We start from the raw sequence: 12,098 nt of genomic DNA, 5'->3' as shown, positions 1-12,098 counted from the left end.
TCTTTTGTGCATGACCTTGATAGGGCGGGGCAATGAAATCAAAATGATTTCTGCCACGCTCCTTTTTATTTTATAGACTTTGTAACAATATTATTTTGCAAATATCAATCAAAAGATAGTAACTCAAATAAGACTTCATTAAATTGTTGGTGGCGTATGCGTTAGGTTTTTAATATAATATGATTATGTATTAAGTGAGACGGAGGATTATATGAGAGTCAATAATCGTACTTTGCTAGAGAATGTAGAAGATTATTTGAAGCATAAAGGTGTTTCTCCGCATTTGATTGATGATGTAAAAGAAAATTTAAGAAAAGATATTCAAAAATCAGAAGCGGAAGATAAAGATTACATTGAGTATCGCCATAAATCACCTGCTGAAATTATATTAATTATTCAAAAGAATTTGTTTACACTACAGTTTAATCCAGTGGTGTTTTTTATTATCAACTTTATCTTGATTTCATATCTATATGATAAACAGCTCGTCGCATTTGGTGCTGCAACAGGCTTATCATTAGTTTATATTTTAATTATTTTACCCATTTCAATTATTATTTATATACGCATCATGCATAAAAATTATTTATATCGCAACAAATTCGAAAGTTATATCGGTGTCGTTTTAGCACTCATTGCGTTTGTTTTAATTATGATGAATGCCTTCGATTTTAATTTAGGTATTCATGTCGTCACACAATATGCACATATGGCTGTAGCATTTATTGGGTTAATAATTATGAGTATAGGTCTGTATTTAAAACATCTTGAATACACTGGCATCGGTTTACTACTATTGCAAAAGACGATTGATGTTATAATTTCTGATGGACAAGCAGCACAATTAATTTCCATAGCGATATGGGTGATGATTCTTGTCCTGATTATTTTTTACACCATTGAATTATCTTCAAGAACGAAATCATAAGATTCACATATTTAACGCGTATTAAATGGAAAATATAAAATCATAAAAAAGTGATTAAAAAGAGTGAGTAAAACAATGAACGTGATGGTTCATTCGCTTTATTCACTTTTTTTATTAAAAACGAGGGTTTTATGAAGTATCATTTAAAGGTTAAATGATCTTTAAGTAGAAGATATATAAGCACCGCACGCAATAAAGAGAGTTAGAAAATTGAGTGTAGCAGTGCGAGATGATAGGTATCCTAAAAACCACTCATCCTAAGTACAACCATATGAGAAATGGTCGATTTTGTGAGTGGTTTTTAATTTAATTAATCTCATTTGTGTTGAGACTTTCCCCATATTAAGATGAATGATTTATGAATAATCAGTGATGTAAATTCTTATTGCGGTCTAATATCAGTAGATTTGATCGTTTCATTCACACGTTCTAATAAAGCATTAATTTTTTCGCGTTGTTCATCATTAATCAAAATAAGTACTGTACGCTCGTCATTTTCATTACGACGCTTATCGAAATAACCTTCTTGAGATAAATTTTTAACAGCTTTAACAACTTGAGGTTGCTTGTAATTCAAGTTGTTAATAATATCTTTCAAGTAGTATTCTTCTTCAATACGATAGCTTAAATGTGTTAAAACAGCGAACTCTTCAAAACTAATTTTGAACTCCTTTTTAATCACACTTTTCAATCTATCAGCATAAGTAACCATGGATAATAATTCAAAACAATCTTTGACTCTTGTAACAGCCATTCTCATAACCTCCCATTTGTATAACCCTTAAAAAATTAACTCAAATCATAATACGCATATATGCTATAAATATCAATGAATTAATCCAGTGCTCACTTTATATTATAGCAAACAAAGTCTATCTTACACCATAATAATATGCGATTATAATTTATATTTAATTTATTTCGCGTGCAATTATTTATTACAGCATATCTAATTGGTGTAAAATTGTAAAATAAGAAAGATATCTGTAGAACAATCTTAAACGAAATGATGCTTATTCATTCTCTACAATATAACTTCTTATATAATGCTCTTTTACCCACTATTCCCTTTAAATAACTAAAAATTGCAATAAAATGTAAAAAAATGATAAATATCATGTTTAACTTGGTTCTAAAATATTTGCATTTGGATTTCTAACAACTTTTTCTCCAATAAAAACCCCTTTATCAATTAAAAGTTGCTCATTTATTCTATCATAATTTATTATTCGTTTAATGAATTTTCCATTCTTATTTATAACAACAGAATTACGGTCAAAAAGAGTGTCTTGGGGTAAGACGATACGTGGTTGTTCGATTTGTAAAGTGAAGTGTGTACCAATAGGAAAGCTTTCGGCTACTTTAACATTGAATGAATAAGTGGAAAAACTTGAAGGATTGTCAGAAGTGGTAGGTACTGGAGATATAGAAGTCACCGTGCCTTTGTAAGTTTTGGTATCAAAAACTTTCTTGACAGATACAGGCTGATTAACTTTGATTTTCGCATACAAATTTTCTGGAACTTTAAATGAAAGATGCTGTTTTTTGGAATAAATCTCAAGTATTTTTTCGTTCTGGAGACTTGGGAAATGTTTGTGCAAGTGCACGATTCCTTCAAAGGGGGATTTGATTGTTGTGTCTTGTTGCTCTTGGAGTTGGGCAATCTGAGCACGATAGTTTAAGGTGTTGGAAGGGTTTCGATTTTGTTGAATAAGATGGGAAAGAAAGTTGATTTGGTGGGATTTAGAAGCGTTGTGGTAAGTGAGAAGTGAATCATTTATTTTTACAGATTGTCCATCGACAACCTCAATCTTTTTAATTTCTCCTAATGCTGTTTGATTTACAATTACTTTTTGATAGTCCGATTGCACAATGCCATTTAACACTAAAGGCTGGGAAGCACTGGCACGCACCATTTTTAAATCATAGTTTTCTGATTGGTTATTAAAAAATAAAAAGAATGTCATAAAAGAAAAGGGCAGCAAAATAAATAATAAGACAATAAATATTAATTTTTTTGACATCCGGGCACCTCATATCAAATAGATATTTATATTATACTGAGTTATAAATGGGATGCAAGTTGAAAAATATATAATATCAATTTTTTTGTTTATATATGAATGAATATCGTAAACTTAAATGTTTTGATGATGACGGACTATAATTGTGCAAAATATAGAAGAGATGATGACTAAAAAAGAAAATCATTAAAAATGTGTATAGAAAAATGCACAGGAACATTTAAATTAATTCATGTGCATTGAATGATTTTATCGTAATATAAAAGAATTGAAAGAAGAAAAGAAAGTGATGGCGTATGCAGCTACACAATTTAAAAACCTTTGATGTTTCATTTGATAGACAACAAAAGCGTCTAAAGATAGGGGCATATTGAGTGAATGAGGAAGGTATACAGATTGCACTTAAATATGATTTAAGCACAATCCGAGTTCTTCCAACCTTTAAAATATGTTATTAGCGCACTTGAATGAGTACAATCGCTATAATAATTACAACAAAGCCAATAAGGCGTTGGGAAGATAAACGACGCGGTGGAACACCTAATAATCCAAAGTGATCAATAATCATACCCATAATAATTTGACCTAACATGACAGTGATTAAAGTAAATGTCACGCCGATATGTGGGGTTAAAATAATGTTCGTAGTAACAAAAATGACGCCAAGCGCACCTCCGATAAAATGCCACCATTTCAAAGGACCATTTGATGCATGAAGTGTACTGATAGAAATTTTACGATGAACAATCAGCGTTAATAAGATCAGCGCTAGTGATCCTACTGTAAAAGAAATGAGTGATGCGAAATAAGGAGAGTGCACACTTTGGCCTAAATGACTGTTGATTGCAGTTTGGATTGGAGGAGCGAATCCAAATAAAATACCTACGATAATCCATAAAGGCGTTTGATGCGCCGTACGTACAACTTTTGAGCGCTTTTGAATATTCATTAAAATAATGCCAATGAGTAATAAAATAATACCAAAAGTCTTCAAAATGGATAACGGCTTGATGTCTACGTTAAACCAACCGAACGAGTCTATCACGACACTCATTAATATTTGACCAGCAATTGTAGTGACAACGGTGAGCGAAGCCCCAATTTTGGGGAGTAACAATAAATTGCCTGTTAAAAAGATAACCCCCATTAATCCGCCTACATACCAATAATAGTCAATTTGATAATGACGAAAGGAAGCAATCGAAAAAACATGTGGATTCATGATTAAATTAACAATGATGAGCCAAAGTGTTCCAGTCGAAAATGAAATAGCTGAAGCATAAAACGAGGAGTGCGTATAAAGACTCAATTTTGAATTGATAGAAGTTTGAATTGGCACGACACTACCTGCGATAAGCCCTAAAATAAGTAAAAGTGAAAGCATATCATGTCCATCCTTATTGTTTAATTAAGATAGTGTTATTATAGCAAAATATAATAAGATAGCATTTAAAGGGAATTATCGAATTTTAATTTCAAAAAGTTTAATATTTTAGATAAAAGAAAGTTACGATATATTTACAAACGTAAGTTATTTTGATTAAGATAGGGAGGAGTCATGAAAATTGTTGTTGAACTTAATTGTATTAATCACATGGAAGGTTATTTAAGTTTAATGCATGACTAAGGCATTTATTTGAAGAATTGTATGATGTAAGAGAAAGTTGTGATAAATTTGTACGAACATGAGATCGTACGTGTTATTGATGAACAAATGTTTTTTATCAATGTAAAACCGTCAACCCAACTTCAAGAGGGACAATATGTTGAAGTTTTAAACCCTTTTAAGTCTTACAAAACGTTAGCAAGGGTTGAAGAAGTATTTGAGAAATATGCGATATGTTATAAGTTGGGGAAATATAAGATATTCTACGGTGATGAAGTGAGAATTCGACCTCATTATCAAAAGAATGACTAGAAAAGAGCCTGTCACGTTTATTTGTGACAGGCTCTCGTTATTTATATGGTATGCGCAGGGTCTTTTTTATTAGAAAAGGACTGTAACGGACTTATCAATCAATTGTGCACCTACTGCTTTTTGAATGTCGCCCCCTTTACTATCTAGTATGTTCAATTGCACAATCTTATTTGCTTGTGTTTCTACGAGTTCTTTTGTGATAGAAGTGTCTAATTTTGGAAGAGAGAGTTTGATATTCTTTTGTGATGCGTCGGAAAAAGTAATTTCTAAAGTTTTTGTATTCATTTTTGTATGCTCCTTTTTATTGAATGTATTCAGATGTTAGGACTTCAATGGCGTCATATTGTTCACCAGTAAGTGCTTGAATTGCATTGCTAAAGGCTTTGAGTTCTTCTCGGGTTGCAGTTGGTTTAAGTTGCGTAAAGCGTCTTGACGTTTTAGTTATTTTTCCTTCCGGTGTGACTGATGTTTGCGTCAGAATAAGTGTGATTTGATGGATGTTCATATTTCTGACCTCCTTTCACTTTATATATCGAATATGACAACGAAAAAGCACACCCTAAAAATAAAATAATTTATGAAAATTCTTTCATGTTACTTAAATATAGTTTATCATGGGATAAGAAACATTATGAGAGGTGGAATTGCGTGAACTGTGTAGATCCTATCCGTGACAAACAAGATATTCATCGAATGTATGAATTTTTAAAGGCACATTCAATGCGTGATTATTTATTTTTCAAATTTGCTATCCATACGGGTATTAAGTTAACAGAGTTACTTAATTTTAAGGTGTCTCAATTCCTTTCTGATCAAGGCGTCAGTATGACACGTTGGTATGAAACGGACTCAAATATTCGTGTTGTTATTCCAGAACAACTACGTAAAGAGCTAAAACAATACATTCAGGCAGAAGCAATTTCTGGAGATGACTTATTGTTTCGCTCGAAGCGGACAAAAAAAGGGCTTAGTCGACAGCAAGCTTATCGTATTGTTAACAATGCGGCACATCAATTAGGAATTGAACATATAGGCTTAACGACACTTAGAAAAACTTTTGCATATCATGCGTATAAATCCGGAATTTCAGTTTCAATCATTCAAAAATATCTTGGACATCAAACGGCTTATGAAACAATGAAGTTTATAGGTATTTCTAAAAAGGAAATTAACACGACCATCGCTTTAAATTTATAAAAATAGAGAAAGGGAGGCGTGAAGATGTTAAGTGGATTGCTTATATTTTTAATAGCAATAATGATCATACTTGTCGTAATGATGAAGTGTAATACAAAGCGTTTACCCGGCTTTGTCGCATTATTTGCACCCCTTGTTGCATCAATAATCTTTTTGATAAACATTCCTAAGGTATTAGACAACCAACTGATCATTGAAAAGATTCGGTGGTTACCTGCTTTAGATATTAACCTCGTACTCCGCTTGGATGGATTGAGTATGTTTTTTGCCTTACTTATTTCCATCATTGGTGTCGCTGTATTCTTTTATGCAACACAATACTTATCCTATGAACATGATCATTTACCCCGATTTTTCACATATTTAGTTTTATTTATGTTTAGTATGTTAGGAATTGTACTTTCTGATAACACGATCTTGTTATACGTTTTTTGGGAGTTAACAAGTGTGTCATCGTTCCTACTAATTAGTTATTGGTACGATAAAAGTGAGAGTCAAAACGGTGCAATCACTTCATTTATGATTACGGTTTTAGGTGGCTTAGCCATGTTAGTCGCGTTTGTCATGTTATATCACGTGGCAGGAACGTTCTCAATTAGTGAATTAATACATCAAAGACATACGATTGCACAACATCCTTTATTTATCCCCATTGTATTGTTATTGTTACTCGGTGCTTTTACTAAGTCAGCACAGTGGCCTTTTCATTTCTGGTTACCAAAGGCGATGGCTGCGCCTACACCTGTGAGTGCCTATCTACACTCAGCGACAATGGTAAAGGCAGGTATATTTTTACTTTTAAGATTTACACCCATTTTAGGTTTGAGTGATACTTATACTTATCTTGTGACGGCTATTGGGCTCATCACTATGATATACGGCTCGTTTACTGCGATTAGACAATTTGACTTAAAAGGGATACTTGCTTATTCAACAATTAGTCAATTAGGTATGATCATGACGATGGTTGGATTAGGTGGCGGTATTGCTAAAGCGACGCAGAGTGGGATGATTGAAATCTATACTTACTTATTATGCGCAGCGCTTTTTCATCTTTTCAATCATGCATTATTTAAAGGAACATTATTTATGGGCGTGGGTTTAATCGACCATGAAACAGGTACACGTGATATCCGACAATTAGGTGGTTTAAAACGTTACTTGCCGATTACCATGGTTGTCATGTCAATGGCTGCACTTTCTATGGCAGGCGTCCCGTTATTAAACGGCTTTATAAGTAAAGAAATGTTTTTTGAAGGGTTAATTCGATCGAATTATCTGTCTGCTTTCAACCAATCTATGATGATTGCAATTGCGCTTGTAGGTTTTATTGCTAGTATCTTTACCTTTATTTATTCAATCAATATGATAAAAACGACATTTTTTGGCTCATTTCAGTTGAACAAAGCGATACATGAACCACGTTTATTCATTACACCCGCGATGATAATGGCGCTCTTATTACCGATTGTATTTATTGTTCCACAGTGGGTAGGGACTTATCTTATTCAACCTGCATTTTTAAGTTCAGTCCGTTCAACATCTTTTGCGTCCACAGTTCCCCACTTATCAGCATGGCATGGGTTTAATATACCTTTACTTATGAGTTTAACGATTATCGTTGTGGGGATTATTGTGGTACTATTCGTAGATTTACAACGCTATCTGTCTTTAAAAGAAAATCAAATGTCAGTATCACGTATGTGTAATGATTCATACCGGTCAATGGAATTTTATTGTGGATACGGACTACGTAGTTTGATGAATAATCGTTTGAATTCTTACATTATTATTACGTTGATTATTTATTTTGTAATTCATCTCTATGGTTTGATAAGTACAGGGGTTCCAGAACTTTCACGTATCGAAGTCACTGAGTACCATATCTTTCATATACTCCTTTTAGTAACGGTAGTTCTCATTGGATTTGCGCTCATATTTATTAGACAACGTTTAACGATGGTTATTCTTACAGGGGGCATTGGTTATGTTGTTGCGTTGTTCTTTATTTTAATGCGTGCACCAGATTTAGCGCTAACACAACTTGTTACTGAAACGATTACGACAGTATTATTTATCGTAAGCTTTTCAAGATTACCGAATATTCCACGCGGTAAGTTCAATATGAAAAAAGAAACCGTTAAAATCTTAGTTTCTTTACTTACTGCAATTACAGTAATCGGTATTGTTTTTATTATTCAACAAGCGAGCGCAATAGAAACGATTTCTGTTTTTTATCATGATGCTTATGAAAAATCAGGTGGTAAAAATATCGTTAATGCCATTTTAGGTGATTTCAGGGCATTAGATACACTGGCAGAAGGTTTAGTTTTAATTATTGCAGGACTCGGTATTTATACATTACTTAACTATAAAGATCGGAGAGGTCAAGATGAAAGAGAATGATTTAGTACTCAAAACCGTTACAAGAGTGGTTGTATTTATCATCTTAACATTTGGCTTTTATCTCTTCTTTGCAGGACATAATAATCCTGGAGGCGGATTTATTGCCGGCCTAGTGTTAAGTTCAGCGTTTATCTTAATGTTTTTAGCATTTGATGTAAAAAAGGTACTAGAAGCTTTACCTATTGATTTTAGAAAGCTCATGATTGTTGGTGCGCTTTTATCACTCGCAACTGCAATTGTGCCTGTGTTTTTCGGTAAGAACATCCTTTATCAAGAGGATTGGAATGTGACTTTCCCTTATTTTGGTGAAGTACATCTGTCGACAATTACATTATTTGAAGCGGGAATCGCCCTAGTTGTTGTCGGCGTGGTCGTAACGACAATACTTTCCCTGAGTGGAGGGAGATCATGAATATTATTTTATTGATTGTAATCGGATTTTTAGTTTTTATTGCTACTTATATGGTGCTATCTAAAAATTTAATTCGTATCGTTATTGGTATCGCAATTTACACGCATGCAGGCAACCTTATTATTATGAGTATGGGTGAATATACCGCACAAAAAACCGAGCCATTGATTGTGAGTGGTCATCAAAACTTTGTTGATCCATTGTTACAAGCGATCGTTTTAACTGCGATTGTAATTGGATTTGCAATCACTGCATTTTTGCTTGTCTTAGTTTACCGTACTTTTAAAGTGACTAAAGAAGATGAAATCGATGTATTAACAGGAGGTGAAGAGGATGAACGATAATATTTTAGCCGTACCCATACTCCTACCACTTCTGGGTGCACTTCTTTTAGTCATTTTGAACAAGCAAGTGCGGTTATCACGCTTTATTGCTCTTTTTGTATTATTGATATCATTCGTCGTCTCGCTCGTGATGTTGATCGACGTGTACAACCATAAGCCGATTGTTTTGAATTTTGGTAATTGGGAAGCACCGTTTGGTATTCAATATGTCGGCGACGCGTTGAGTTTAATACTCGTTACCACAACATTTTTAGTCGTGTTTATGATTGTCGCTTTTGGTTTTGGACGTGGTGAAAAGCGTGCAAGTCGGTATTATTTATTATCCTTTGTCTTATTTTTAACAACCGGTGTCGTGGGATCCTTTTTGACTGCAGATTTGTTTAACTTATATGTCATGTTCGAAATTATGCTACTTGCTTCATTTGTGTTAGTGACATTAGGACAATCTGTAGAGCAATTGCGCGCGAGTATTATATATGTCGTCCTCAATGTGATAGGCTCATGGTTTTTCTTAATAGGGATTGGCCTTCTGTATCGTCAAATTGGTACCTTAAATTACACGCATATCGCGATAAGAATTCATGAAATGGATGATCCGACAGCGATTCACTTAGTGGCGATGTCATTTATTGTTGCTTTCGGATCAAAAGCAGCACTTGTTTTATTTATGTGGCTTCCAAAGGCATATGCCGTACTCAATACAGAACTTGCAGCCCTTTTTGCCTCATTAATGACAAAAGTTGGCGCATATGCTTTGATTCGGTTCTTTACTTTAATTTTCAATAAAAGTGGTGAAATTGTCGAACCACTTTTAATTGTTATGGCGGGTCTTACAATGGTAATTGGAGCCATTGGAACGATTGCGTATCGAGATATTAAAAAGATTGCCGCTTACCAAGTTGTATTATCTATCGGATATATCATTTTTGGTTTAGGTACGCATACATTTAATGGAATCAATGGCGCAATTTTTTATTTAGTGAACGATATCGTTGTAAAAGCGTTACTGTTTTTCATTATAGGCATTATGGTTTACACAACGGGTTACCGCCAATATCGTTTCTTAACAGGATTAGCCCAAAAAGAACCGTGGCTTGGTGTGGCTTTTATTGTTGTGACATTAGCCATTGGAGGAGTGCCGCCATTCAGTGGATTTCCTGGGAAATTACTTATTTTTCTCGGTGCAGTTGAGCATCAGCATTATGTAGGCTTAGTATTGATGATTATCACAAGTTTGATAGGGATGTATAGTTTGTTCCGAGTCTTCTTTTATATGTATGCAGGAAATCGTGATAAAGGTGCAGAAATTCAATTTAAGCCTATCAAGTCAAATAGAAAGGCTATCGTTTTATTTATGACTGCAGTTACATTAGCGATAGGTCTTTGCGCACCAGTGATCTACCAAGTCACAGCACAAGCAACGGATTTATCCATGAATGTACAAAAATTTGAAAAAATGGTTAATCCTGGACTGCGAGGTGGCAGTTAAATGAGACAAATTGCTTTGAATATGATGATAGCTATCTTATGGGTGTTATTCCAAGATGAAGATGCTTTTCGTTTTCCAACATTTGTGATTGGCTATTTAATAGGTATTATTATTATTTATTTACTTCATAAATTTTTTAATCAAGAATTTTATCCTAAAAAGATTTGGGTATCGATTAAATTTTTATTTACGTATCTCTATCAACTATTGACTGCAACATTCTCAATAATCAATTATGTGTTATTTAAAGCGAATAAAATGGATCCTGGTTTAGTAACTTATGAAACGCAGCTCGATACGGATTGGGAAATTACGTTTCTAACAATTTTAGTGATTATAACACCAGGATCGACTGTTATTCGTGTGAATCGTGATCCTAACATCTTTTTAATTCACGCTATTGATACAACTGAAAAAGAAAAGAAAAATTTATTGAAAAGTATTAAAAAATACGAAGAACTCATTGTGGAGGTGACGAAATGATAACTGAATTAACACAATTCTTCTTGTCGGGTGCATTAGTTATCTTTGCTGTGTCATTAGTTGTCGTATTGTTTCGTTTGATTGAAGGACCTACAACAGCAGACCGTGTCGTCGCATTTGACGCAATGAGTGCCATTTTAATGTCAACAGTAGGGGTTTTGAGTCTCTTATTCGAAACATTTTCATTTTTAGATTCTGTACTGTTGATTGCCATTATTTCCTTTTTAAGTTCTGTTACGATTTCTCGCTTTATTGAAGGGGGGAATGTATTTCATGGCGATGACAAATGAAATCATCCAATTGTTAGCAGCTCTCCTTGTATTTGCAGGAAGTATTATTGCGCTTGTAAGTGCAATTGGTTTAGTTCGATTTAAAGATGTCTTTTTAAGAATTCATGCAGCGACAAAAGCTTCTACGGCAGCAGTTTTATTGACACTGGTGGGTGTATTTATTTATTTTATCTTTGCGCAAGGTTATGTCAGTGTCCGTACGATTTTAGCATTGGTCTTTATTAATATTACTTCACCCGTTGGCGGTCATTTAATCTCGCGTGCCGCTTATCGAACAGGTGCTTATATGTATCAAAAACATGAAAATCATGAAAATACAGACCTTAATAAAGAAGATGTAGACGAAGAGACGAAGCGTCGAATTCGAATAGAAAAAAGAGCGAAACGACGCAAAAGAATATACTCTCGCTTAGATAAAGACTAATTTTAAAAAATGAGATTGAATCATATTTATAATTTCTAAATAAGTTTTTAATAGTGCCCATAGCTCACTTACTTCTTAATACGAATTTTAGGATTTTGAGAAGTTTATCAAGCGAACTTCATTATTTAAAATAATAAAAAAGCGTGAACCAATGGTAATGTATTGGTCACGCTTTTTATTATA

Annotated in this window: 15 protein-coding genes; 10 read left to right on the top strand and 5 right to left on the bottom strand. The window is 33.7% G+C overall.

The genetic code is table 11. The annotated features are described in order from the left end of the window. The first annotated feature begins 211 nt into the window (after positions 1 to 211). A complete protein-coding gene (locus KM149_RS10805) occupies positions 212 to 928 on the top strand; it encodes a hypothetical protein (protein ID WP_050331711.1) in 717 nt (238 codons plus the stop codon). Between the two features lie 382 nt (positions 929 to 1,310). Here the strand turns inward: KM149_RS10805 and sarA are convergent, their stop codons facing one another. From sarA to KM149_RS10790, 3 genes are all read right to left on the bottom strand, one after another. Then, a complete protein-coding gene (gene sarA / locus KM149_RS10800; protein ID WP_016424365.1) occupies positions 1,311 to 1,682 on the bottom strand; it encodes a global transcriptional regulator SarA in 372 nt (123 codons plus the stop codon). Between the two features lie 367 nt (positions 1,683 to 2,049). Next, a complete protein-coding gene (locus KM149_RS10795; RefSeq protein WP_182308643.1) occupies positions 2,050 to 2,952 on the bottom strand; it encodes an efflux RND transporter periplasmic adaptor subunit in 903 nt (300 codons plus the stop codon). 454 nt (positions 2,953 to 3,406) lie between these two features. Then, positions 3,407 to 4,336: a DMT family transporter gene (locus KM149_RS10790; protein WP_214971575.1), complete on the bottom strand. Its 930-nt coding sequence runs from the start codon at positions 4,334 to 4,336 to the stop codon at positions 3,407 to 3,409. Positions 4,337 to 4,618: 282 nt separating this feature from the next. Between KM149_RS10790 and KM149_RS10785 the strand changes: the two genes are divergently transcribed. Further along, complete coding sequence (locus tag KM149_RS10785; RefSeq protein WP_103356360.1) at positions 4,619 to 4,870, top strand: hypothetical protein; 252 nt, start codon at positions 4,619 to 4,621, stop codon at positions 4,868 to 4,870. A 69-nt stretch (positions 4,871 to 4,939) separates the two neighbouring features. Here KM149_RS10785 and KM149_RS10780 read toward each other — a convergent pair whose 3' ends face one another. Together KM149_RS10780 and sroA are read right to left on the bottom strand one after the other, a co-directional pair. After that, the gene (locus KM149_RS10780) at positions 4,940 to 5,155 is read right to left on the bottom strand and encodes a DUF2922 domain-containing protein (RefSeq protein ID WP_016424369.1); all 216 of its coding nucleotides are present in this window, start codon (positions 5,153 to 5,155) and stop codon (positions 4,940 to 4,942) included. Between the two features lie 16 nt (positions 5,156 to 5,171). Then, positions 5,172 to 5,375: a sigS mRNA-stabilizing protein SroA gene (gene sroA / locus KM149_RS10775; RefSeq protein ID WP_165545122.1), complete on the bottom strand. Its 204-nt coding sequence runs from the start codon at positions 5,373 to 5,375 to the stop codon at positions 5,172 to 5,174. A gap of 143 nt (positions 5,376 to 5,518) precedes the next feature. On the opposite strand from sroA, the gene KM149_RS10770 reads away from it, so the two are divergent. The 8 genes from KM149_RS10770 to KM149_RS10735 are packed head-to-tail and all read left to right on the top strand — an operon-like array spanning position 5,519 to position 11,915. After that, positions 5,519 to 6,067: a tyrosine-type recombinase/integrase gene (locus KM149_RS10770; protein ID WP_050331706.1), complete on the top strand. Its 549-nt coding sequence runs from the start codon at positions 5,519 to 5,521 to the stop codon at positions 6,065 to 6,067. Between the two features lie 24 nt (positions 6,068 to 6,091). Continuing rightward, positions 6,092 to 8,473 (top strand): DUF4040 family protein, encoded by a 2,382-nt coding sequence (locus KM149_RS10765; protein ID WP_241415390.1) that lies wholly within the window; start codon positions 6,092 to 6,094, stop codon positions 8,471 to 8,473. Continuing rightward, complete coding sequence (mnhB2, locus tag KM149_RS10760) at positions 8,460 to 8,885, top strand: Na+/H+ antiporter Mnh2 subunit B (protein WP_050331704.1); 426 nt, start codon at positions 8,460 to 8,462, stop codon at positions 8,883 to 8,885. The genes KM149_RS10765 and mnhB2 overlap by 14 nt, the downstream gene beginning before the upstream one ends. Beyond that, the gene (mnhC2, locus tag KM149_RS10755; protein ID WP_016424374.1) at positions 8,882 to 9,229 is read left to right on the top strand and encodes a Na+/H+ antiporter Mnh2 subunit C; all 348 of its coding nucleotides are present in this window, start codon (positions 8,882 to 8,884) and stop codon (positions 9,227 to 9,229) included. Before mnhB2 ends, mnhC2 begins: the two co-directional genes overlap by 4 nt. Continuing rightward, the gene (locus KM149_RS10750; RefSeq protein WP_060830328.1) at positions 9,219 to 10,718 is read left to right on the top strand and encodes a Na+/H+ antiporter subunit D; all 1,500 of its coding nucleotides are present in this window, start codon (positions 9,219 to 9,221) and stop codon (positions 10,716 to 10,718) included. The genes mnhC2 and KM149_RS10750 overlap by 11 nt, the downstream gene beginning before the upstream one ends. Then, entirely contained in the window at positions 10,719 to 11,201 is a 483-nt protein-coding gene (locus KM149_RS10745; RefSeq protein WP_165545119.1) for a Na+/H+ antiporter subunit E, read from the top strand. It begins immediately after the preceding gene. Next, positions 11,198 to 11,491: a monovalent cation/H+ antiporter complex subunit F gene (locus KM149_RS10740; protein WP_165545118.1), complete on the top strand. Its 294-nt coding sequence runs from the start codon at positions 11,198 to 11,200 to the stop codon at positions 11,489 to 11,491. Before KM149_RS10745 ends, KM149_RS10740 begins: the two co-directional genes overlap by 4 nt. Then, positions 11,475 to 11,915 (top strand): Na+/H+ antiporter subunit G, encoded by a 441-nt coding sequence (locus KM149_RS10735; RefSeq protein WP_050331701.1) that lies wholly within the window; start codon positions 11,475 to 11,477, stop codon positions 11,913 to 11,915. Before KM149_RS10740 ends, KM149_RS10735 begins: the two co-directional genes overlap by 17 nt. Positions 11,916 to 12,098 lie beyond the last annotated feature (183 nt).

The sequence above is a fragment of the Staphylococcus coagulans genome, assembly GCF_022557135.1.
Taxonomy (GTDB): Bacteria; Bacillota; Bacilli; order Staphylococcales; family Staphylococcaceae; genus Staphylococcus; species Staphylococcus coagulans.
This window is presented reverse-complemented; position numbering and strand designations above follow the sequence as displayed.

What these genes read in the sequence shown, in the direction of transcription:
- KM149_RS10805 (WP_050331711.1), top strand. Translation starts at nt 212, where the DNA reads ATGAGAGTCAATAATCGTACTTTGCTAGAGAATGTAGAAGATTATTTG.
- sarA (WP_016424365.1), bottom strand. Translation starts at nt 1,682, where the DNA reads ATGGCTGTTACAAGAGTCAAAGATTGTTTTGAATTATTATCCATGGTT.
- KM149_RS10795 (WP_182308643.1), bottom strand. Translation starts at nt 2,952, where the DNA reads ATGTCAAAAAAATTAATATTTATTGTCTTATTATTTATTTTGCTGCCC.
- KM149_RS10790 (WP_214971575.1), bottom strand. Translation starts at nt 4,336, where the DNA reads ATGCTTTCACTTTTACTTATTTTAGGGCTTATCGCAGGTAGTGTCGTG.
- KM149_RS10780 (WP_016424369.1), bottom strand. Translation starts at nt 5,155, where the DNA reads ATGAATACAAAAACTTTAGAAATTACTTTTTCCGACGCATCACAAAAG.
- sroA (WP_165545122.1), bottom strand. Translation starts at nt 5,375, where the DNA reads ATGAACATCCATCAAATCACACTTATTCTGACGCAAACATCAGTCACA.
- KM149_RS10765 (WP_241415390.1), top strand. Translation starts at nt 6,092, where the DNA reads ATGTTAAGTGGATTGCTTATATTTTTAATAGCAATAATGATCATACTT.
- mnhB2 (WP_050331704.1), top strand. Translation starts at nt 8,460, where the DNA reads ATGAAAGAGAATGATTTAGTACTCAAAACCGTTACAAGAGTGGTTGTA.
- mnhC2 (WP_016424374.1), top strand. Translation starts at nt 8,882, where the DNA reads ATGAATATTATTTTATTGATTGTAATCGGATTTTTAGTTTTTATTGCT.
- KM149_RS10750 (WP_060830328.1), top strand. Translation starts at nt 9,219, where the DNA reads ATGAACGATAATATTTTAGCCGTACCCATACTCCTACCACTTCTGGGT.
- KM149_RS10745 (WP_165545119.1), top strand. Translation starts at nt 10,719, where the DNA reads ATGAGACAAATTGCTTTGAATATGATGATAGCTATCTTATGGGTGTTA.
- KM149_RS10740 (WP_165545118.1), top strand. Translation starts at nt 11,198, where the DNA reads ATGATAACTGAATTAACACAATTCTTCTTGTCGGGTGCATTAGTTATC.
- KM149_RS10735 (WP_050331701.1), top strand. Translation starts at nt 11,475, where the DNA reads ATGGCGATGACAAATGAAATCATCCAATTGTTAGCAGCTCTCCTTGTA.